Origin of the sequence: Roseovarius maritimus (genome assembly GCF_043355895.2) — a bacterium.
GTDB lineage: Bacteria > Pseudomonadota > Alphaproteobacteria > Rhodobacterales > Rhodobacteraceae > Roseovarius > Roseovarius maritimus.
Genome location: NZ_JBHFPF020000002.1, coordinates 216,683 through 238,369 on the forward strand (window position 1 = coordinate 216,683; position 21,687 = coordinate 238,369).

Below are 21,687 nucleotides of genomic sequence, written 5' to 3' on the forward strand. Positions count from 1 at the left end.
CGATGGATCAGCGGTAGCCGACCCCCACCATCTTGCCGTCCTTCATCTCGATCTCTCGATAGTTGCCCGCGCTTTCGCCGCCGCCGATGAACTCAACCGCTGACGCGCCGGTATAATCCACGTCGCCGCCATCCTTCAGGATCTGCAACGCGCGGCCCAGATCGCCGGGCATGATCTCTTCGCCCGGTGCGTTGGCCACATCCATCACCTTGTCCTTATAGACGTTGGGATCTGTCGAGCCTGCGGCCTGCATCGCCAGCAGGATCAGCGCCGCCGCGTCATAGCTTTCCGGAGCGAACGCGCCGGTCGCATCAAAGCCTGCTTCCTTGCCCATTTCCTGGAACTTGACCGGGCCATCGCCCTCCGCGCTTGGATGCTGGCCAAAGGAGCCTTCGGTTTGCTCGGCGAAATTCTTCTCCAGCGCCTCGGACACCATGCCATCGGGATACATGAACGTATCGAACGCGCCCGAATCAAGCGCGCCGTTGATGATGCCCGCGCCGCCCTGATCAATATATCCCGCCACGACCAGCACTTCGCCGCCCGCAGATGCCAGCGCACCCACCTCCGCGGAATAGTCGGCCTTGCCGTCCTCGTGCGAGGCGTTCATCGTGACGGTGCCGCCGGACTCGGTGAACGCGGCCTCAAAGCTGTCGGCAAGCCCCTTGCCGTAATCGTTGTTGGTGTAGCTGACGGCGACTTCCGTGATGCCGCGATCGTTCAGGATATCGGCCATCACCTGACCCTGGCGCGCGTCCGATGGCGACGTGCGGAAGAACAGGCCGTTATCCTCGACGGTGCTCAGCGCCGGCGATGTCGCGGAGGGCGAAATCATGACGACGCCGTTGGGAATGGCCGCGTTCTGCAGGACCGCGCCCGTCTCGCCCGAGCACATGCCGCCGATGATCCCCTTGACCCCGTCAGAGGTGATCAGGCGTTCGGCCGAGGCCACGGCGAGGCTGGCATCGATGCAGCCGGTGTCACCTTCGACCGAGCTGACGGTCTGACCATCTAGGAAATTGCCGGACTCGTTAACCTGCGCGATGGCAAGGTTCGCCCCGGCGGCCATGTCACCCGAAATGGATTCCAGCGGGCCCGTAAACCCCAGCAGAATCCCCAGCTTGACGTCCTCGGAATGGGCCATTCCCGCCGTTAGTGCGGCGGCTGCGCTGGCCATAAGAAGTTTTTTCATTTTTCTTCTCCCTTTGAGTGAACTTGACTTCACCCCGGAGCCTAAGGCCCCATTTTGAAAAAGAAAAGATTCTTTTCCTCGCTAGGCAAAGCCGCATCGCAGGCAATCATGCGGCCACATAGGCGCTGCTGCCTGCCACGGCCTGCCCCCTGAGCGGCCAGCGCATCTGAGCGGATGTCTCTACCGCGCAGGGGCGCCGGGCGCGGAGCCGCTCCTGAGCGGCATCCGGCGCCTCTGCGGCCGCGATCATCAGGCGCAGCGCGGCCATGCCGGACCGGCCGCACCCGCCCGGGCAATGGAACAGAACGCGCCCGCCACCGCGCAGCGCCGACAATGCCACAGGCTCGGCCGGGTTCCGGTTGGGCGCGGCCTCGATGTCGGGCACCGCGTGATCAAGGGGGGCGGCACATGCACCCAACGTATGTCCAGCAGCATGACGTCGTGGCCCAGATTGGCGGCTCCGCCGGCTGCCAGTTCGGCAGACGTCGCCATGCTGATCACCATTGCCGGGCGCCAATCATCGAAATGTGCCGGATCGGCGCCATAGTCGCCCCCCGATCCCGGCAAGGGCGCGATCGCCAGGATGCCGCGCAGGACCAGCAGCGCGTGAATGACGAACCCGGTCATCCCCCGCCATCCTACAGACTGCCTGCGGCGAATGTGTCGCACGCGCATGTCTGCCCGCCGTCAGTCCTTCGCAATCCTTTGGCGCCGTAGCTCGTAGACGTCATGCTGCCAATCGCGGCTTGCCTTTGCCCTTCGTGCCCGGCTCGACCTGCTCGCCTGCGTTGTCCCTCTCTATCAGGGCGTCGTGCAGCGCCCGGACGGCGGCGTCCGCATCCTCGCGGGTGATGGCGAACTGAATGTCGACGTTGCGCGGCCCCTGCTGCACGGCGACCGGCGTGATATCGGCACGCTCCAGCGCGGCAAGTCCGCGCGCGAGGGCGTTCAGCCCGCTCAGATTGCGCCCGATGGCAGCCACGACCGAAAGCCCGCGGGTCGTGACGGATGCCGTGGGATACTCGGTGATCAGATCGTTTTCGACCCGCTTGAGCAGTTTTGGCGATGCATCGACATAGTGCGTGATCGAGTTGGCGTTCGACGTCTTGGCGACGATATCGACCTTGTGCCGGGTCAGCACCTGAAGGATCGTCGCGTCATACCCTTTGACACCGACCATGTCCTGCTCGAACACCTCAAGTGCAAAGACATCGAGCGCCGCCAGGATTTCCACCTGCGGGGACTGCGCCGGGGCGTCGTCGATGAGGGTGCCGGGATCGGTTGGTTCAAACGCGTTAGTGATGCGCAGCGGGATGCCCGCCTGACGCAATGTCTTGGCCGCCGAAGGGTGGATCGCTTCCATGCCCATGTTCGACAGCTGGTCCGCGACGTCGTAGTTCGTGCGGCCCAGCTTTTTGACGTTTTCCAGCCCGACCTTTTTCGGGTCGGCGGAGGAGAGATGGAATTCCTTGTGGATGATCGCCTCGGCAGCGCCGCTTTGGGCGGCGAGGCGGCTGAACGTGACCTCGGAATAGCCGCGATCGTAGAGCGTCATCAGGTTTTCGGAACATTGCGCATAGCCGGTCACGATCGGCAATTCGCGGGTGCAATCGACATCGCGGAACGCCTGGCTGATCCGCTGATCCAGTGTGACCTCGCGGTCGTCGCGCCAGCCGCTCAGATCAATGAGGCGCGCGTTCACCCCTGCGCTTCGCAACAGCAACGTCGTCACATGGGCCGAATGGCTCTCTCCGAGGCCCGACAGCAGCTCGCGGATAATGCCCATGTGCTGGCTCAGACGGAAATGCCCATAGGAACACAGGCGTTGCAGGTCGATCAGGCAAGACCGGGCGCCCTCGATCCGCTCGCGCACGAAATCATCCGCCGCCCGAATATCGCCCGGCGCCTCCAGAACCTGGCGGTGCGCGTCATTCATCGCCTGTGCCACGCGGCTCAGAGCGTCGGACCAGCCATGAGCGTTTTCGGCATTGGCGAAATGGGCGTAGACGCCCGGCTCGCCGGTTTTCTTGTGCTCCAGCAGCATGTCGGTGATGCCGCCATAGGCCGACACGACGAAGATGCGGCCATAAGGATCGCCGCCGTCGTTCAGCAGCAAGGGCTGCAACAGGTCTGCCGAACGGCTCATGGACGTGCCGCCGATCTTTTCAACGGTATGGGTATCTTTGCTCATATATGTCCGCCCCCGCAAAAACCGGGGCGCCTCATTTCTTTTGAATGCGCGACATGCCGATGGCAGAGCGCGCGGTTGCGCGCCCCCTGCCATCGGCGATTTGGGATCGACGGGGTTGAGTTCCCGTTCAGTCGGCAGCGGCGTAAGAGCCGTCCGCCTGATGGACCTCGTTGCCGGTCACAGGGGGGTTGAAACAGCAGGCCATCACCAATTCCTCCTCGGCGCGCAGGATATGCTTGTCGTGCTGATCCAGCGCATACATGACGCCGGGGCGGATCTCATGCGTCTCACCAGTGGCAAGATCGGTGATCGAGCCGGTGCCCGACATGCAATAGACGCTCTCGAAGTGGTTCTTGTAGTGAAACGTATGTTCCGAACCGGCCTCCAGAGTGGTGATGTGGAACGAAAACCCCATTCCGTCACTAGCCAGCAACATCCGCACGGATGTCCACTGTGCATCATGCACGTCCTTGTCAGTATTTTTCAGGTCTTTGATATCACGAACGATCATGATTTCACTCCGCTGCGATTTTGGTTTCGACGCAGGCACGCGCCGCGTCGGCGAGCGTATCCAGCCCTGCCGTGAACTGCTTCATCGGCGTGGTCAGCGGCGCCAGCACCTTGACGACCTCGTCCTCGGCGCCGGACGTCTCGATGACCAGCCCGCGCACAAACGCCTCGGCGCAGATTGCGCCCGCCAGATCGCCGCTGCCGACATCGACGCCCTGCATCATGCCGCGCCCCTTCAGCCGCGCACCGGGAATCATGTCGGCGATGCGCTGCAAGCCGTCGGTCAGGACAGCGGCTTTTTCCGCGATCTCGTCCTTGAACCCATCATCAGACCAGAATTTTTCCAAGGCGACCCTTGCGGTCACGAACGCATGGGTGTTGCCCCGGAACGTGCCGTTATGTTCGGCGGGCGTCCAGACATCCAGTTCGGGCTTCACCAGCGTCAGCGCGAAGGGCAAGCCAAACCCGGACAGCGATTTCGCCATCGGGATCATGTCCGGTTCGACATCCATACCGTCGAAACTGAAGAAGCTCCCGGCGCGGCCGATCCCTGCCTGAATGTCGTCGACGATCAGCTTGGCGCCGTGCTTCTTGGCCAGCCTTGCGATCCCCACGACCCATTCGCGCGACGCGGCAGTCAGACCGCCCTCGCCCTGAACCAGTTCCAGCACGAAGGCCGCAGGCGCGTCGATCCCGCTGGAGCCGTTGTCGAGCATGGCCTCGGCCATTGCCAGCGTATCCACATCCTCGCCCAGCGATCCTTCGTAAGGCAGATGAGTCACGCCGTTGAGCGGCAGGCCCGCGCCGCCGCGCTTGCCCGAATTGCCGGTCAGCGACAGCGCGCCGAGGGTCATTCCGTGAAAGCCGTTGGTAAAGGAAATCACGTTGGTGCGGCCCGTCACCTTGCGCGCCAGCTTGATCGCGGCCTCGACCGCATTGGCGCCCGTGGGGCCGGTCATCATCACCTTGTGGTCCATGCCGCGCGGGGCCAACACCAGCCGCTCGAACGTCTCAAGGAAGGCGGCCTTGGGGCCGGTATACATGTCCAGCGCGTGGGTGATGCCGTCATCGGCGATATGCGCCATCAGCGCGGCCTTCATATCAGGGTCGTTGTGGCCATAGTTCAGAGACGAACAGCCCGACAGAAAATCGGTATAGCTGTTGCCCTCGGCATCAAGCAGGGTCGAGCCTATGGCGCGGTCAAACACCGCGTCAAAGCTGCGGCAATAGCTGCGCACCTGGGATTCGCGGCGCTCAAAGATGGTCTTGTCGGCTGAAGTCTCAGTCGTCATAACAGGTTCCTCTTCTTTTGTGGGTATTCGGTCCGGCATCAGGCGCGGCGTTCAGGCCACCGCCCCCAGCTCGTCGGACTCGGGCAGCTGGATCGTCACCATGTGCTCGGTGTCCTGCTCGCCCTTGAAATGGGTGTCTTTTTCGAAATGGGCCTCATGGTCCAGTTCGCCGTCCTGCGCGTCCGCGAAGCTGCGAAACAGCGCCCAGCTTGCGTCGTTGTCCTTGGTGATCGTGGTCTGCATCCGGGTCACGCCCTGGCATTCGTCGCGCGCCAGCAATTGCTCCAGCATCCGCGAGGCCAGGCCCAGACCGCGCGCTTTTTGCGAGACGGCGACCTGCCAGACAAAGAACGATTCCGCATCATTGGGCAGGACATAGCCGGAAATCCAGCCGACCGGCGTGCCGTCCAGTTCGGCCAGGATGCAGGTATCGCGGAAATGATCGCACTGGATCAGGTTGCAATACATAGAATTCTCGTCGAGCGGCTTGCACGCCGCGATCAACTCCCAAATAGCCGCGCCGTCCTCGGCGTCGGGTTTGCGGAACTGAACGTCATCGTGACGCGACTTGATCTGGTGGATATCGACCACGGGCTACCTCGGCTTCTGCTTCGTTCAGGTGAATAGATATACGAACCTTCATCATAAAATCAATTAGGCTAAGCAATAATATTCCAACTGTTTTTTATCGTTATATTACCTATACTTGATATCTCATTAACGCAGACACCAGTGCGACACCGCGCTTTTTACATATCCTTTAGTTTGTTAGGCTAACTAAAAAATTACCTTGCGAACCAGAGCTTGAATCTGTAGTTTACCTCTGTGATCTGGTGCAGGAGAGTGTGTGGATCGGACCGACATTTCCCTCATCGCCCTGCGCCGAATCCTGCGGGCCACCGAACTCTACGGCCGCACGCTGGCCCGGACGGCGGGACTGACCCCGGTGCAGGTTCGCGTGCTGCAAATCGTGCTGAGCCGTGACAGCGTCACGCCAAAGGAGATATCAAAGCAGTTGGGCGTCAGCCCGGCTACGGTCTCCACCTTGCTCGACAGGCTCGCCGCCAAGTCAATGATCGAGCGCCAGCGCTCGGATGTCGACCGGCGCCAGACCAACATCGTGCTGACCGACACCGGGCGGGGCACGATCGAAGGCGTGCCAGACCCCCTTCAGCAGAAATATGTCGACGAGTTCGAGGCGTTGGAAGATTGGGAGCAGGCAATGATCGTGGCCGCGCTGGAACGGGTGGTATCCATGCTGAATGCGTCGGCCTTGGACGCATCGCCCCTGCTCGACATGGGAGAGATACATCGGGCCCAATCGCCAGACCTGCCGCTTCCTGACTGATATTTCAAAAGCGCGTTCTGCGCCGGAATGGATCGGGCAGCATAGGGCGGTTTTCTCGAACCTATACGATGATCATGACCACGGCGAATGAGTCGGTAACTCCCGTGCATCCGGACCGTATCCCCGGTCATCCTGCGGCCTGGTGATTATGAGCAATAGCTACATGGCAGCGGCAAAGACGCGCGACAGGATAATGGGCTACAGATCAAAGCCGGGCTACATTATATTGACCGTATTCAGGTTGGTTGCACAGTTACAATAATCCATATACGTTATTGTTTTCGCTAACCTCGATCAGTTGTCCAGCCTCTCACCCTTTCCCTACCCAACACTTTGTGACGACAGGAAGGCCCGGCGTGCAAATGTTTGCGTCCGGTCCATAGCGACGCTCCCGGTTTCAAACCTGACTCTGCCTGGCTGGCAAGGTTTGCGACATGACAGGGCATGACGCATGTCGAGCGCACCACTCGCGAGACTTCGGGTGAGCAGATAATCAAAATGGTCCGCAACCACCCTGCCCACTCGGCCTGGAAGACGCGCGCGCGTTCGACATGGCATCTTCAGGATGTTCGTGAATGACAACGAGATGCGTGACATCGCGATGACCAACAGGGCGACGCGCAGGCACGCCACTGGACATTTCTCACGACGGGCGCGGAGGGTGGCGCCAACAGGTCGAAGCGCAGAAGACTACGGCGGCTCAGAGCCTTGCAGACAAGGCGATCCTCTCAGAGCGTTCGCGAATGCCCTGCAATGGATCGTCCATACACGGCCACAGCCCGGCGCCACCTCGGCGATAGTCGAAATTCCGGAAATCCGGCGAGGCGCCGCCCGGCGTTGCAATTGAATGACGCGCGGCGCGATCGCGCGGAACCGGGCGTAGAAGTGAAACGTCACGCCGTGCTTGCGCGTCATGAGGTTGGCGGTCTTAAGATCGACCTTGTCGACCAGATCGACATCGCCCGAGGCGGCGGCTGTCATGCGCGCGTTGGTGCCGAGGAGCGCCGGCCGGCGCCACCCACCCACATGCGCGACCTCGCTGTTCCAATTGTTCTCAAAGCGCGACAGATCGGCCGAGACGCCCGGCTTGAAGCTGTTGAGGCGGTAAGGCCCGGTACTCCAGACGCATCATCCGGCCTGTCACACCGACTGCATGAGCAGCGCTTTGCCAGCCCAGCGATCGTCCTCGACGGCGTTGGCGAGGACATGGGCCACATCGCCCCGTGCCGCCTTTCCCTGGGCGTCCACTGCGTCTCCGAACACCATGTCACGGGAGCCATCATCATCCGTCAGGTTGACAGGCCGAACAATGGCATACCCCATACCGGACGCCTTCAGATGCTCATCCGCCTCATGTTTGGCCATAAGGTAGTGGCCTAGGTCGCTATCAGGATCGGGATTGTCCGCCCCGACGGAGCTGAGCATCACAAACCGCGCCACGCCCGCCTTGACGGCCAGATCAATCAGCTTTTTCGCACCGTCGCGATCAACCTTGTCGGTCATCTCGGCGCTTGTATCGCCGCCCGATCCAGCCGCAAAGATTACAGCGTCACAACCGGAACAAACCCCATCCTGCAAGTTCGTCAGATCGCCTTTGCGCAGCTCGATGTCCGTTGGCAAGGTCGACGTATCAGACGTCTCGCGCACCAATGCGATGGGCGAATGGCCCTTGCTCTTCAATTCATCGACCACTCTCAGGCCGGTTTTGCCGGTCGCTCCGGCGACGAGGATTTTCATTTTCGATCTCCTATTTTTCTGAAAAATGTCAGGGTGGCAAGGACATCGCGCCGCGATCCCCTTGCCGACCTTCTTCACAGTAGTGCGAGCAACTTTCGGGCCGCCTCTTCGGATGAGGCCGGGTTCTGACCGGTTACCAGCTTGCCATCGACCACGACGAAGGACGTCCAGTCGTCGCCTTTCTTGTAGTTGCCGCCTTTTGCCTTGAGCATGTCCTCGACCAGAAACGGTACGACATCGGCAAGGCCGACGCCCTCTTCCTCGGTATTGGTGAAGCCGGTGACGCTCTTGCCCGACACGAGCGGCGCACCCCCCGCCCCTTTGGTGTGCTTGAAAACAGCGGGCGCGTGACAGACCGCGCCGACGGGTCGGTCGCTGGCGGCAAATGCCTCGATCAGCTTCGCACTGTCCGCGCTTTCAGACAGGTCCCACAGGGGTCCGTGTCCGCCGGGATAAAAGACGGCGTCGAACTCGGCTGCCGATACGTCGGCAAGCATCTCGGTATTGGCCAGATCCTTCTGCGCCGCATCATCCCCCTTGAAGCGCTTGGTCGCCTCGGTCTGGGCATCGTCGCTGTCGCTTGTCGGGTCCAGCGGGGGCTGGCCGCCCTTGGGCGAGGCCAACGTTATTTCTGCGCCCGCATCCTTGAAGACGTAATAGGGCGCAGCGAACTCCTCGAGCCAGAAGCCCGTCTTGTTGCCTGTGTCGCCGAGCTTGTCGTGCGACGTGAGAACCATGAGAATTTTCATTGAAAGTGCCTTTGCAAATCGTGTTTCAGTCGCTCAGCTTGACGACGCGTTTGCCGAAAGCCTTGCCATTGAGCAGACCAACAAATGCCTGCGGTGCTTGTTCCAGGCCGTCGATCACCTCTTCGCGATACTGGATTTTGCCCTGGCTCACCCATTCGCCCATCTGGTCGGCGAATTCGGGGTAAAGGTGGCCGAAATCGTTGAAGACGATAAAGCCGCGCAGGGTCATTCGCTTGCGCAGGATGGTTCCCATCAGCAGGCTCAGGCGATCGGGGCCGTCAGGCAGTGACGTAGCGTTATATTGCGAGATGAGGCCGCAAACCGGAATGCGGGCCGAGGTATTGAGCAGCGGCAAGACGGCATCGAAGACCGCGCCGCCGACATTCTCGTAGTAGATATCGATGCCATCTGGCACCGCGTCCTTCAGAGCGTCCGGAAAGCCATCGGCCTTGTAGTCGATGCAGGCGTCGAAGCCCATATTATCGACGACATGGCCGCATTTCTCGGGCCCGCCCGCGATGCCAACAACGTGGCACCCCAGGATCTTGCCGATCTGGCCTACCGTAGCACCCACCGGGCCGCTGGCCGCCGCAACCACGAGGGTTTCGCCCTCCTTGGGCTGGCCGATCTGGGTCAGGCCCGACCAGGCGGTGAGCCCCGGCATGCCGAGAACGCCCAGCGCCCAAGACGGATTGTCGGGATTCTTGCCCAGGTTGATTACGCCCTCGCCACTCGACAGAGCATAATCCTGCCAGCCGCCAAAGGCCGAAACCCAGTCACCGGCCTCGAACCCCTCAATGTTCGAGGTGATCACCTCGGCAACCGTGCCGCCAACCATGACCTCGCCGATCTCGACCGGATCGGCATAAGAGGGCGCATCGCTCATCCTGCCGCGCATATAGGGGTCAAGCGATAGATACACGTTGCGCAACAGCATCTGGTCCTTGCCAGCTTGGGGGCGCGGCTCGGTCTCCAGGCGCAGGGTATTATCATCCGGCTCGCCCTCGGGGCGCTCGGCCAGCACGAATTTTCGGTTCTGGGTATCGGATTGTGTCATGGCTTGTCTCCTTTTTCCGCCGGCCCGTGGTACGGCGGGTCTTGGATCAACGCGGCGGCGGCCATTTGGCTCCATGATCGCCGCAACGTCAGGGGTGCGATCATCTGCGCCAGTTGAAAACCCTCGGCTTTGGCACGCTTCCCGTTCGGCTCGCTTATGCAAACGATCTTTTCTCGCTGAACTTTCCGGACGAATTCGAGGGGCCCGAGGCCTTGCGCATCCGCACATTCGGCAAGCAGATCGGCCAGCTCAACGCGCCGATAACCGAAGGTGATCGGCTATAACCTGCTGTTTCAAATTGGCGTCGATGCCTTTTCAGGCAAGAACCGCATTCGCGTTCCCCGGCTCCCCGAGGGCAGCATCATGATTTATCGGTCCTGCCGTCATTTACCGTGAAACAGGCGCCCGGTACGCGCCGGAAGCCTGGATCGCAGCGCCCCGGCCGGTCACTCCATTTCGCGCAGGCCCTGCGTGCCATGTTCCGACAGGCACTCGCCATGATCGCGCAAGACTTCAAGGACGCGGCAATCTGCCACCGCCCCGCCGGAGCATTCCGCAATCATGCGCTTCAACTCCTTGCGCAGGGCATTGAGGCGCACGATCCGCGCCTCGACCGCCTTCAACTGCTTTTGCGCAATGGCATCGACATGGGCGCAGGCATGGTCAGGGGTGTCCGAAAGGTCGATCAACTCTCGTATCGCCCCCAGAGAAAATCCCAAATCGCGCGCGTGACGGATAAAGGACAGCCGGTCCAGCGCAGCCCCGTCATAGCGGCGCTGCCCGCCTGCGGTGCGCCCCGGCTCGGGCATCAGGCCGATCTGCTCGTAATAGCGGATCGTCTGCACCTTGCTGCCGGTCCGCTTTGCCATTGCTCCAATCGTCAGCATGATCCCTCCAAATTCTACGAAGATAGTAGGTTTTACGCGCAATACCGGCAATGGTACGGGTGCATTTTTCGCGCGAGCAAAGAATTTGAAACTCCCCTTGAACCTAAAGCGGCTGTAGCTCTTACATTGCCTGCCATGGCACAGACAAGGCGTGGACAGACGACATGAACACCATTTCCCCCGATCCGATCGAGTGGCGCGTGACAGGCATGGATTGCGGCGCGTGCGCCGCCAAGGTGCGCGGCGCGGTTGAGCGCTTGCCGGGTGTCAGCGAGGTGGACGTCGCCCTCATGGCCGAACGGCTGCGCCTGCGGCTGGATGCGGATCAGACCTCGGCGACGCAAGTCGAAAAGGCGGTGCGGGGGCTGGGCTTCGGCATCGCGGCAAAGGGCGCCGCGCCGGAAAAGCCGAAGGGCGGATTCATTCTGCCGGATAGCGCCGAGGCGGCGCTGCAGCCCGGCGCGCCCGAGGGGGAGGCGCCACGCGCGGCTTCGTGGTACCAGACCGGCAAGGGCCGGATGCTGATCGGCACCGGCGCCTTGCTGGCGCTGGCCTGGAGTGTCGAGCTCATCATCGGCGGTGCCGCCGCGCATTGGGCCTTCGTGGTGGCGACGCTTCTTGGCGTCGCGCCGATTGCCAGAAAAGCTGCCTTGATGGCGCGCTCAGGTATGCCTTTTACCATCGAAATGCTGATGAGCATTGCCGCGCTCGGCGCACTTGTCATCGGTGCGGCGGGCGAAGCGGCTTTGGTCGTCTTCCTCTTCGCCGTCGGCGAGATGCTGGAAGGGCTGGCCGCGGGCAAGGCCCGCGACGGCATCCGCGCCTTGGCCGATCTGGTGCCAAAGACGGCGCGCGTGGTCGTCGGCCCTCGCATCCGTGAGGTACCGGCCCAGCAGCTGGTCATCGGGCAGATCGTGCAGGTCCGGCCCGGCGACCGCGTGCCAGCGGATGGCACCGTGGCCAGTGGCACCTCGGGCGTGGATGAGAGCCCCGTCACGGGCGAGAGCGTGCCCGTGCTGAAAGAGCCGGGTGCCGAGGTCTTTGCCGGGTCGATCAACGCCGAGGCCGAGCTGCGCGTCCGCGTCAGCCGCGCCGCCGAGGACAACACCATCGCCCGGATCGTCCGCCTCGTGGAAGAGGCCGAAAGCACACGCGCGCCCACCGAGCGCTTCATCGAACGCTTCAGCCGCTGGTATATGCCTGCTGTCGTCGGCGCCGCTGCGCTGGTCGCGGTGCTGCCGCCGCTGGTGGCCGGCGGCCTGTGGGAGACGTGGATCTACCGCGGCCTCGCGCTCCTGCTGATCGGTTGCCCCTGCGCGCTGGTGATCTCGGTTCCGGCCTCGATCGCCTCCGCGCTCTCAACCGGCGCGCGGCACGGATTGCTCGTGAAAGGCGGCGCGGTGATCGAGAGCGCGGCGCGCACCGATCTGGTGGCATTTGACAAGACCGGCACGCTGACCGAAGGCCGCCCGCAAGTCACCGAGATCGTCGCGCTATCGGGGAGCGAGCGGGATGTGCTGCGCATCGCCGCCGCCGTCGAAACAGGGGCCAGCCATCCCTTGGGCAAGGCCATCACCGACCGCGCCGAGGCGGACGGCGTCGACTGGCCCGAGATCCGCGATGCCGGGGCCATCCCCGGCAAGGGCGCCTTCGCCGTGCTGGACAGCACGCGCTGGACTGTCGGCGCACCGCGCCTTGCGGTGGAGGCAGGCGTCATGTCCGGCGATGGCAGCGCGCAGGCCGAGGCGCTGGAGGCCGAGGGCAAGACCGTGGTCGCCGTCTTTTCCTCGGACCGCCTTCTGGGCCTTCTGGCGCTGCGCGACGAGCCGCGCGGCGATGCCGCAGCCGCCGTTTCGGAACTGGCGCAGATGGGTGTGACCAGCATCATGCTGACCGGCGACAACGCCCGGACCGGCGCGGCCCTTGGCCAGCAGATCGGGCTGCAGCATCAGGCGGGCCTTTTGCCGCAGGACAAGGTGGACGCCCTCAAGGAGTTGATCGCGGGCCACCATGTCATGATGGTCGGCGACGGCATCAATGACGCGCCGGCGCTGGCCACCGCGCATGTCGGCATCGCGATGGGCTCGGGCACGGACGTAGCGCTGGAGACGGCGGATGGCGCGCTCCTGCGCAACAGGGTGGCAGATGTCGTCGCCATGCTGCGCCTATCGCGCGCGACCATGGCCAATATCCGGCAAAACGTCCTCATCGCGCTGGGTCTGAAAGGCGTATTTCTGGTCACTACCGTGCTGGGCGTGACGGGGCTTTGGATTGCGATCCTTGCCGATACCGGGGCGACTGTGCTGGTCACGCTGAACGCGCTGCGCCTGCTGGGCTTCCATCCGGACCGGCGCCGGGCGCGCGGGGGCGGATGACCCCTTGTGTCAGTTGCAATATCGCGACTGCACATCAAGACCCTGCATCTCGGTATAGGGCGGGAGGTCTTCGGGATAGCGCAGCTTTTCGAAGAAACCAAGCGGCCGTCCGGTGACCCGACTGCCATGCGCCCATACATCCTCGGGCGGGTCGACTTCCCAAGCGCGCCCTACCTCCAGACCCTCGTAAATCGAGGTCGGAAAATCCAGCCGGACGGATTGGCAGATCAGCTGATCCTTCACTCTGGCTTCGACAATTTCACCCTGCGGTGCGCCCACCAGATCCACCAGATGACCTGCCTTGGTATCGTAGCCGCGCGTCTCGAATGTCAGTGGATCGCGCAATTCAAAGATCTGTGTCTGCGCGCCAGGTCCGAACAGATCGTCCTCGCCCTGCCACTTGTCTCCGGCGGCGAATTTCACCCTGAATATGCCTGGGGGAACGAGAACCTTGAAGAAGGTGCCGCCCTCGATATAGGCGGCCAGGGCGGGGCTGTCGGTGCTGGCATCGATCAAGGTCAGGAAATAGTCCTGCCCCGGCGGCGTCTTGACCTGCAAAGGGAACACGGCCGGCAAGCCGGACCTGTTCCACATCAGCCCGGCCGCCTGCTCGGATCGGGGCTCCGTATTTTTCGCCGCACCAGCCGCTGGCGCAGACAGGCAAATAGCCATCAGTATCGCAGCAGCGGCCAGTCCTCCCCTGTGTATCAAATCCACCACATCAGCCCCATTCGCATCCAGTGTTATGAATTCAAATGCCGTTATGAAACCTAATGCCGAGAGCCGCGCGTTTAAAGGCACGGCCAGTTTTCGCCGCATCTGTCACGAAAATGGCGGCGCCGGGTTAGATTGATGCGGCCAACGCGCTAACCTGACCCATGTCGGTTCGGCGCCAGATCAGGCGCCCGGCCTGCCTGACCTGTGGAGTTGCGCCATGATCCCGGAACCGATGACCCGCCTGCATACACCGCTATGTGACATGCTGGGCTGTGATCTGCCCATTTTGTTGGCGGGAATGGGCGGTGTGGCGCGATGGGAATTGGCCGCCTCTGTTGCCAATGCGGGCGGCTTCGCGGCGCTCGGGATGGTGCGCGAAAGTCCCGCGTTGATCGCCGCCGAGATCACGGCGCTGCAGGCCGCCACGGACCGCCGGTTTGCGGTCAACCTGATCCCCGCCGCGACCGACCCCGCGCTGCTGGATGCCCAGATCGATCAGTGCCTCACGCTGGGCGTCGACGCCTTTTCGTTCTTTTGGGACGTGCGCGCCGAGGTGATCGCCAGGGTCAAATCCGAGGGCGCGCTGGTGCTGCACCAGGTTGGCAGCATGCGTCAGGCACGTCTGGCCGAACAGGCCGGCGCCGATGTCATCATCGCGCAAGGCATCGAGGCGGGTGGGCACGTGCATGGCCGCTGCGGATCTTTCGCACTGGCTGAGGCGATCCTGCAGGAGACGGCGCTGCCTGTCGTGGTGTCGGGCGGTATCTCGACGGGCAAAGGCCTTGCCTCGGCGCTGATGCTGGGGGCGCAAGGCGTGCAATGCGGCACTGCCTTTCTGGCGACGGACGAATCCTTCGCCCATACCTATCACAAGCAGCGCGTCGTCGAGGCAGAAGGCGAGGACACGGTTCTGACCGATATCTTTGTACTGAACTGGCCCAAGGGCGCTGCGGTGCGCGTGATTGGCAACAGCATCACCGACACGCTTGATGGTCAGCTGATTGGCCATGACCCGGACACCCTGCCCCGCGATACCATCGCGTGGGAAGACGGGCAGAACCGCTATCGCTACAGCACCGACTCGCCCCTGCGCACGACAACCGGCGATCTTGAGGCGATGCCGAATTACGCGGGCCAGGGCGCCGGTCTGATCCGGTCGATCCTGCCGGCGGGTCAGCGGGTTACGCAGATGGCGCAGGAAGCGATGACCTGCCTTGACAAGGGGGCGGTGCCCGCGCACCGGCAACGCATATGAGTGATAAAACCGATAAAAAGCGGGTATCTGGCACCTATGCCTCCCCGCCATGTCTGGCGCATGAGATCGATCCGGCCTATTTTGACCCCATGGCAGTCGATCCTGAACAGGCGCATGATGTGGCCCGCTGGCGCAAGTCCAAGCGGCAGGAACTGCTGGCTGCCCGCAAGGCGCTAAGCGTTGAGGATCTTAACGCTGTCTCGCAGCGGATCGCGAGTCGGGTGGCCAAGATCCTGCAGGACAAGTTCAACGGCGCCAAAGGCCTCACCTTCTCGGCCTATTGGCCTATCAAGGGCGAGCCCAATCTGCGCCCCCTGATGGAAGAACTGCACCACGAGGGCGTCCGGATTGCGCTGCCCGTGGTCGTTACCAAGGCCGCGCCGCTTGAATTCAGGCTCTGGACGCCCGACACGAAAATGGTGCGCGGCGATTGGAACATTCCCGTGCCGCCCGATGACGCGCCGGTGGCGCACCCGGTTATCGCCCTCGCGCCGCTCGTGGGCTGGGACCGCGAGGCTTACCGTCTGGGCTATGGCGGCGGGTATTTCGACCGGACCCTGGCCGCGCTCGACCCGCCTCCGTTCAAGATCGGGGTTGGATATGCCTCGGCAGAACTGGGGACGATTTTTCCGCAGCCGCATGATATCGCGATGGACATGATCGTGACGGAAAACACTACCTTCCCGGCGGGCCACTCCACCTAAGTACGCGGACCAACGGCGCCGCCACCCGAGAATGGGCGGCGGCGCCATGAGCCTTTCTGAGCCTCGCTCGACGTGCTCGGGCAGGTCCCTATTCCCCGACATCCGGGCGCGGATCGGAGACAAAGCCATCCGCGTTGGGCATTTCGACCTTCGCAAATGCCTCGGCGTCCATCACACTGTCCGGCTCGGTGCTGGTGATGCCGGCTTTGCCCAGCACATAGGCGCTGATTGCATAGACCTCGTCGGCGCTTAGCGATCCGGGTTCGGTCATTGGCATCGCCCGGTGCGTGTAGTCGAAGAACGTGCTGGCATAGGGCCAGTAGCTTTCGACCGTCTTGACCGGCGCGTCGGTGGCCAGCGTGCCGCGTCCGCCGATCAGCTGGGGCGCGCCCAGCTCTGCGATGCCCATCATGTCCGGGCCATGGCAGGCGGCGCAGATCGTCTCGTAGAGCTCCTCGCCCTCGGCATAGGTGCCGCTGCCATCCGGCAGGCCGCGCCCGTCCGGCATCACGTCGATATTGATCGCCGCGATCTCCTCCTCGGTGGCGGGCTGGCCGACGCCAAAGGCATTCTCGGCGGGCGCGATCTCGCCCACCTCCCCGGCGCTGGATTTCGGCACCTCCATCGGGGCGCGCTCGCCGGATTCCAGTGTCTCCGGCAGTTCGGCGAAACTGCGCGCGACGTCCTGCGCAAAAGCAGGCAAGGCCAGCGCCGAGACGGCGCAGATGAGTGTCAGGTTACGCGTGAACATTGTGCACCTCCCCGTCCGGCGCGATATGCCAGCTCTGGATTGCGTTGAGATGATAGACCGATTTCAGCCCGCGCACCTCGACCAGCTGTTCGAGGGTCGGCTGCACATAGCCCGTGTCGTCCACAGCGCGGCTTTGCAGCACGGCTTCCTCGCCCGTCCATGTCCATGGCAATCGGAACCGCGTGTGGCACTTGTCGAGCACGGGGCTGTCCAGCGTGGCCTCCTGCCATGTCTCGCCACCATCGGCCGAGACCTCGACTTTCGTGATCTTGCCGCGGCCGGACCATGCGATGCCCGTCACCTCGTAGAACCCCGCGCGCGGCAGCTTCATCGCGCCCGAAGGGAAGGTGATGACAGATTTCGCCTCCATCTCCAGCGAGAATTGGCGCGCGGTGCCATCCGGCATGAGGTCAGTATATTTCGACGTTTCCTCGCGGGTCATGAACGGCTTGTCGCTGACCTCCAGCCGGCGCAGCCACTTGATATGCGTGTTGCCCTCATAGCCGGGCAACAGCAGGCGCAGAGGGTAACCTTGTTCAGGGCGGATCGCCTCGCCGTTCTGGGCATAGGCCAGGATCGCGTCGTCCATTGCCTTGTCCAACGGGACCGAACGGGTCATCACCGCCGCGTCCGCACCTTCGGCGAGGATCCACGCGGCGCTGTCCTGCACGCCCGCCATCTCCAGCAGTGTCGACAGGCGCACGCCGGTCCATTCCGAGGTCGATGTCAGGCCATGCGTGCCCTGCACCGTCTTGAGCGTCGGCTTGGCCCATTCGGTCAGGCCGTTGCCCGAGCATTCGATGAAGTGGATCTTGCTGACCGAGGGCAGCCGTTTCAGATCATCCATGGTAAAACGCATCGGCTGATCGACCATGCCATGCAGGATGAGTTCGTGCGTCTGCGGGTCGATCGTGGGGATGCCCGCATGATGCCGCTCGAAATGCAGGCCCGAGGGGGTGATCATCCCCCGCCCCGAGGCGAGCGGCGTCATCGACCAGCTGGAGTCAATGCTGGCAGTTGGATAGCGCCAGCGCACTTCGTTCTCGAACTGCGAGCGCGAGCCATAGCCGCCGTCGTCGAGGATGAGGCGCCCCTGCTCCTTGGTCGGGTCGGGCTGCACGTCGTATTCGATTGCACCGGGAGGCGCCTCGGCCCGCGCGCGGCCACCGGCCAATGCGCTGCCGCCGAGGGCCACACCGCCCATCAGGAGGCCGCGACGCGTCAGGCCGTTGAACATGCCGTCCTTGCAGTCGCAGTCTTCGTCATCCTCAAGGGCCTGGCGCTCGATCTCGACCAGGCTTTCGGCCATGCGCTTTTCGGCGGGGCCATACAGAGATGCGGGAAATCTATCAGTTTCGGACATTGCAACCTCCAATGCAATTGCGCGACGTCAAGAGTCTACATGCTAGGGAGGGATCCGGTTCCCTGAACGAATGGCATGGAATCACACTGACGCCCTTGCCCGTTCCCAGAGGTGATCCTGGGCGGACTGCGACATGATAGCACAGGATGAACGACCTCCCGAGGCTCTTTGTCGAATGAGGGGTAGTGGCTGCGCCTATGGCCGCGCCGCGGTCACGCCTCCAGCTCGGCATCCCAGTAGAGGAAATCCAGCCAGCTATCATGCAGATATCCCGGGGGAAACTTTCGGCCCGTGTTGCGCAGCTCTTCGGCGCCGGGTGGGCGCGGCGGCTTGCGCAGCGACATGCCCGAGCGCGCGAGGCTCTTCGATCCCTTTGCAAGATTGCAGCGCGCGCAGGCCGCGACGACGTTTTCCCAACTGGTGCGCCCGCCACTGGCGCGCGGCACCACGTGATCAAAGGTCAGATCGCCTCGTGCGCCGCAATACTGGCAGCAGAACTCGTCCCGCAGAAAAAGATTGAAGCGCGTGAATGCCACGCGCTTCTGAGGTTTGACGAAGTCCTTCAGGACAATGACCGAGGGGATCCGTATCCTCGTACTGGGCGAGTGGACCACATGGTCATACTCGGCCACGATATCGACCCGGTCCAGCCAGACCGCCTTGATCGCATCCTGCCATGACCAGAGCGAAAGTGGATAGTAACTGAGCGGCCGGTAATCGGCGTTGAGAACCAGCGCCGGGTGCTGGCGCAGCGCCGATGGCGCGCGTACGAATTCGGTCCTGAAATCACCTTCCATTATCGTGATCGTCCCCGCCTGCGCTGATCCGTCCCGATGACTATATCTCGTATGCGGTGATCGGCAACCCTGCCGTTCATGGCGCATCTGGGTATGCCATCGCAAGATTGCGTGACAGGCGCATGACAGGGAACGGATTGATCGCAAGGGGCGTGGCCGGCGGGCCGGGATCCAGGCTGCGCGGAGCCGCCGGCATCACATGCTCAAAGCTGGGCCATGACCTCGTCCGAGGCTTCGAAATTGGTGGTGACGCGCTGCACGTCGTCGTCATCCTCCAGCGCATCGACCAGCTTCATCAGCTTTTGCATCGCGTCCAGGTCCATCTCGGTCGTTGTCACCGGACGCCAGGCCAGGCGGGTCGCTTCACTCTCGCCCAGCGCCGCCTCGAGCGCGGTGGAGACGTCATTGAGATCGGTATCGGCGCACCAGATCGTGTGACCATCCTCCGAGGATTCGACATCCTCGGCCCCCGCCTCGATCGCGGCCATCATCACGGTGTCGGCATCGCCTACATCGGCGCCATAGACGATCTCGCCCTTGCGCTCGAACATGAAGCCGACGCTACCCGTCTCGCCTAGGTTGCCACCATTCTTGGTGAAGGTGCTGCGCACGGTGCTGGCGGTGCGGTTGCGGTTGTCGGTCATCGCCTCGACAATGACGGCCACGCCATTGGGGCCGTAGCCCTCATAGCGGATTTCCTCGTAATCTTCGCTGTCGCCAGCCTGGGATTTCTTGATCGCGCGGTCGATCACGTCCTTGGGCACGGATTGCGTCTTGGCCTCCTTGACGGCCATGCGCAGGCGCGGGTTCTTCTCGGGGTCGGGATCGCCCATCTTGGCGGCAACGGTGATTTCCTTGCTCAGCTTGGAAAACAGCTTGGAGCGTGCGGCATCCTGCCGTCCCTTGCGGTGCTGGATGTTTGCCCATTTGGAATGGCCGGCCATGAATTACCTCTGAAAAGGATGATGTGGATTTTGCGCCTCTATAAGACACGAGGCGCCCTGCGCGCAAGCCGCGCCTAAAGCGGCCAGATGAACGGGATCAGGGCCGAGGCCACAAGGCCGACGCTCAGGTTCAGCGGCACTCCGATGCGCAAGAAATCGGTAAAGCGATAGCCGCCGGGGCCGTAGACCAACGTATTGGTCTGATAGCCGATGGGCGTCGCGAAACTGGCCGAGGCCGCGACCATGACCGCCACCACCAGCGGGCGCGGATCGATCCCCATCGCCTGCCCCAGCCCGATGGCGATGGGGGTGACGACGACGGCGACGGCATTGTTGCTGACCATCTCGGTCAGGATGGAGGTCATCAGGTAGACCGAATAGATCAGCAGAACGCCCGGCAGCAGCATCAGCGAGGGCGCGATACTGCCCACGATCAGCCCGACCGCGCCGCTTTCCTCCAGTGCGGCCCCGATGGCCAGCATGGCAAAAATCAGGGCCAGAAGCCGCCCATCGACGAATGAGAACGCCTCGTCTGCATCGATGCAGCGTGCCAGCAGCACGGCGGCGACAGCCACCACTGCCAGCGCAAGGATCGGCGCTACACCGAGGCCCGCCAATCCGACGATGGAGATCAGCGCGGCAATGGCGATCGGCGCATGGCCCCGGCGAAAGGCCCGCGCCGAGGGTTGCGAGACATCGACCATGTCCATCTCGGACGACAGGCGCCGGATATCCTCGGGCGCGCCTTCCAGCAGAAGGGTATCGCCCACCTTGACGATCAGGGTGTCCAGTTGGCGGCCAATATTCTGGTTCCGCCGGTGCACGGCCAGCGGATAGACACCATAGCGCCGCCGCAGCCGCAGCGAGCCAAGGCTGCGCCCCACCATTTTACAGCCCGGCGTGATCAGCACTTCGACGGTCGTTGTTTCGACCGCGCTGACCTGATCGACGCGGCGCAGGCTCTTGTTGTTCTGCAGGCTAAGAAGTTCGGTCATCTGGGTGCGCAGCACCACGCGGTCCCCGACTTCCAGCGCGACACCCGTCAGGTCCCGGCGCAGCGACTGGTCGCCGCGCACCACGTCGACCAGGCGCACGCCCTCACGCTTGAACAGTTGCACGCCGGTGACCTCGCGCCCGATCAGGTTGCTTTCGGGGGGGATCACCGCCTCGGTAAAGAACTTCATGCGGCTGCGATCCGACAGCATGTCGGCCATGCTGTCGCGATGCGGCAGCAACAGCGGCCCGATGAAACGCAGATAGATCATGCCCCAGGCGACCAGCACGATGGCCAGCGGCGTGATCTCGAAAATGCCGAAGGCCTCCATGCCGCGCGCCCGCGCCACACCGTCGACCAGGAGGTTCGTGGAGGTGCCGATCAGGGTCAGGGTGCCACCAAGAATCGCCGCATAGCTGAGTGGAATCAGCAGCCGCGAAGCCGGGATCTTCAACGTGCGGGCCAGTTGCACAAAAACCGGGATCATCACCACGACGACAGGCGTGTTGTTCATCACCGCCGAGCCGATGATCACCAGCCCCAGCAGCATCACCACCGCCAGCTTGGGATTGGTGCGCGCCTGCCTGTCGGCCAGCGATGTGAACGCTTCCAGCGCACCAGTGCGCACCAGTGCCCCCATAATGATGAACATGACCGCGATGGTCCAGGGCGCAGGGTTCGACAGCACCTCCAGTGCGGCGTCGTAGGGCAGCAGCCCCAGCACCAGCATCGCTGCCGCCCCGGACATCGCCACCACCTCGGTTGGATAGATCTCGCGAATGAAAAAGACGAACATCACCGCAACGACGCCGAGCGTCATGACA

General features: G+C 63.0%; 22 protein-coding genes. 5 read left to right on the plus strand and 17 right to left on the minus strand.

All coding sequences use genetic code 11. The features are described from left to right. Positions 1–7: 7 nt before the first annotated feature. From ACEWPM_RS05890 to ectA, 6 genes are all read right to left on the minus strand, one after another. A complete protein-coding gene (locus tag ACEWPM_RS05890; RefSeq protein WP_393961502.1) occupies positions 8–1,192 on the minus strand; it encodes an ABC transporter substrate-binding protein in 1,185 nt (394 codons plus the stop codon). A gap of 106 nt (positions 1,193–1,298) precedes the next feature. Next, positions 1,299–1,577, minus strand: coding sequence for a protein-tyrosine phosphatase family protein (locus ACEWPM_RS05895; protein WP_420768009.1), 279 nt, complete (start codon positions 1,575–1,577; stop codon positions 1,299–1,301). A gap of 342 nt (positions 1,578–1,919) precedes the next feature. After that, complete coding sequence (locus tag ACEWPM_RS05900; RefSeq protein ID WP_393961506.1) at positions 1,920–3,383, minus strand: aspartate kinase; 1,464 nt, start codon at positions 3,381–3,383, stop codon at positions 1,920–1,922. Positions 3,384–3,510: 127 nt separating this feature from the next. Beyond that, positions 3,511–3,894, minus strand: a complete 384-nt coding sequence (locus ACEWPM_RS05905; protein ID WP_393961507.1) for an ectoine synthase — start codon at positions 3,892–3,894, stop codon at positions 3,511–3,513. Between the two features lie 4 nt (positions 3,895–3,898). Next, positions 3,899–5,185: a diaminobutyrate--2-oxoglutarate transaminase gene (gene ectB / locus ACEWPM_RS05910; RefSeq protein WP_393961508.1), complete on the minus strand. Its 1,287-nt coding sequence runs from the start codon at positions 5,183–5,185 to the stop codon at positions 3,899–3,901. Between the two features lie 51 nt (positions 5,186–5,236). After that, positions 5,237–5,767, minus strand: coding sequence for a diaminobutyrate acetyltransferase (gene ectA / locus ACEWPM_RS05915; protein WP_393961689.1), 531 nt, complete (start codon positions 5,765–5,767; stop codon positions 5,237–5,239). A gap of 265 nt (positions 5,768–6,032) precedes the next feature. On the opposite strand from ectA, the gene ACEWPM_RS05920 reads away from it, so the two are divergent. After that, complete coding sequence (locus ACEWPM_RS05920; protein WP_393961509.1) at positions 6,033–6,533, plus strand: MarR family winged helix-turn-helix transcriptional regulator; 501 nt, start codon at positions 6,033–6,035, stop codon at positions 6,531–6,533. A 690-nt stretch (positions 6,534–7,223) separates the two neighbouring features. On the opposite strand, the gene ACEWPM_RS05925 is transcribed toward ACEWPM_RS05920, so the two are convergent. The 4 genes from ACEWPM_RS05925 to ACEWPM_RS05940 all read right to left on the minus strand — a co-directional run bounded on the left by ACEWPM_RS05925 (position 7,224) and on the right by ACEWPM_RS05940 (position 10,076). Then, a complete protein-coding gene (locus ACEWPM_RS05925) occupies positions 7,224–7,514 on the minus strand; it encodes a hypothetical protein (RefSeq protein ID WP_393961510.1) in 291 nt (96 codons plus the stop codon). Between the two features lie 159 nt (positions 7,515–7,673). Beyond that, positions 7,674–8,270, minus strand: coding sequence for an SDR family oxidoreductase (locus tag ACEWPM_RS05930; RefSeq protein ID WP_393961690.1), 597 nt, complete (start codon positions 8,268–8,270; stop codon positions 7,674–7,676). A gap of 74 nt (positions 8,271–8,344) precedes the next feature. Further along, entirely contained in the window at positions 8,345–9,019 is a 675-nt protein-coding gene (locus ACEWPM_RS05935) for a type 1 glutamine amidotransferase domain-containing protein (RefSeq protein ID WP_393961511.1), read from the minus strand. A gap of 25 nt (positions 9,020–9,044) precedes the next feature. Beyond that, positions 9,045–10,076 (minus strand): NADP-dependent oxidoreductase, encoded by a 1,032-nt coding sequence (locus tag ACEWPM_RS05940; protein WP_393961512.1) that lies wholly within the window; start codon positions 10,074–10,076, stop codon positions 9,045–9,047. Between the two features lie 113 nt (positions 10,077–10,189). Here ACEWPM_RS05940 and ACEWPM_RS05945 point away from each other — a divergent pair, with 113 nt between their 5' ends. Then, a complete protein-coding gene (locus tag ACEWPM_RS05945; protein ID WP_393961513.1) occupies positions 10,190–10,360 on the plus strand; it encodes a hypothetical protein in 171 nt (56 codons plus the stop codon). 162 nt (positions 10,361–10,522) lie between these two features. Here the strand turns inward: ACEWPM_RS05945 and ACEWPM_RS05950 are convergent, their stop codons facing one another. Beyond that, complete coding sequence (locus ACEWPM_RS05950; RefSeq protein WP_393961514.1) at positions 10,523–10,963, minus strand: MerR family transcriptional regulator; 441 nt, start codon at positions 10,961–10,963, stop codon at positions 10,523–10,525. Positions 10,964–11,127: 164 nt separating this feature from the next. On the opposite strand from ACEWPM_RS05950, the gene ACEWPM_RS05955 reads away from it, so the two are divergent. Continuing rightward, positions 11,128–13,338 carry a heavy metal translocating P-type ATPase gene (locus ACEWPM_RS05955; RefSeq protein WP_393961515.1) on the plus strand — a complete coding sequence of 737 codons (2,211 nt, stop codon included), beginning with the start codon at positions 11,128–11,130 and terminating at the stop codon, positions 13,336–13,338. A gap of 9 nt (positions 13,339–13,347) precedes the next feature. Here the strand turns inward: ACEWPM_RS05955 and ACEWPM_RS05960 are convergent, their stop codons facing one another. Then, positions 13,348–13,932, minus strand: coding sequence for a hypothetical protein (locus tag ACEWPM_RS05960; RefSeq protein ID WP_393961516.1), 585 nt, complete (start codon positions 13,930–13,932; stop codon positions 13,348–13,350). 340 nt (positions 13,933–14,272) lie between these two features. Between ACEWPM_RS05960 and ACEWPM_RS05965 the strand changes: the two genes are divergently transcribed. Then, entirely contained in the window at positions 14,273–15,310 is a 1,038-nt protein-coding gene (locus ACEWPM_RS05965; protein WP_393961517.1) for an NAD(P)H-dependent flavin oxidoreductase, read from the plus strand. Then, positions 15,307–16,014: a 5-formyltetrahydrofolate cyclo-ligase gene (locus ACEWPM_RS05970; protein WP_393961518.1), complete on the plus strand. Its 708-nt coding sequence runs from the start codon at positions 15,307–15,309 to the stop codon at positions 16,012–16,014. Before ACEWPM_RS05965 ends, ACEWPM_RS05970 begins: the two co-directional genes overlap by 4 nt. Before the next feature lie 88 nt (positions 16,015–16,102). Here ACEWPM_RS05970 and ACEWPM_RS05975 read toward each other — a convergent pair whose 3' ends face one another. From ACEWPM_RS05975 to ACEWPM_RS05995, 5 genes are all read right to left on the minus strand, one after another. After that, a complete protein-coding gene (locus tag ACEWPM_RS05975; RefSeq protein ID WP_393961519.1) occupies positions 16,103–16,765 on the minus strand; it encodes a c-type cytochrome in 663 nt (220 codons plus the stop codon). Next, complete coding sequence (soxC, locus tag ACEWPM_RS05980; protein WP_393961520.1) at positions 16,752–18,128, minus strand: sulfite dehydrogenase; 1,377 nt, start codon at positions 18,126–18,128, stop codon at positions 16,752–16,754. The genes ACEWPM_RS05975 and soxC overlap by 14 nt, the downstream gene beginning before the upstream one ends. A 212-nt stretch (positions 18,129–18,340) precedes the next feature. Continuing rightward, positions 18,341–18,925: an HNH endonuclease gene (locus ACEWPM_RS05985; RefSeq protein ID WP_393935036.1), complete on the minus strand. Its 585-nt coding sequence runs from the start codon at positions 18,923–18,925 to the stop codon at positions 18,341–18,343. Positions 18,926–19,128: 203 nt separating this feature from the next. Then, positions 19,129–19,869 (minus strand): YebC/PmpR family DNA-binding transcriptional regulator, encoded by a 741-nt coding sequence (locus ACEWPM_RS05990; protein ID WP_393961521.1) that lies wholly within the window; start codon positions 19,867–19,869, stop codon positions 19,129–19,131. Between the two features lie 74 nt (positions 19,870–19,943). Next, entirely contained in the window at positions 19,944–21,683 is a 1,740-nt protein-coding gene (locus ACEWPM_RS05995; protein ID WP_393961691.1) for an SLC13 family permease, read from the minus strand. Positions 21,684–21,687: the final 4 nt, after the last annotated feature.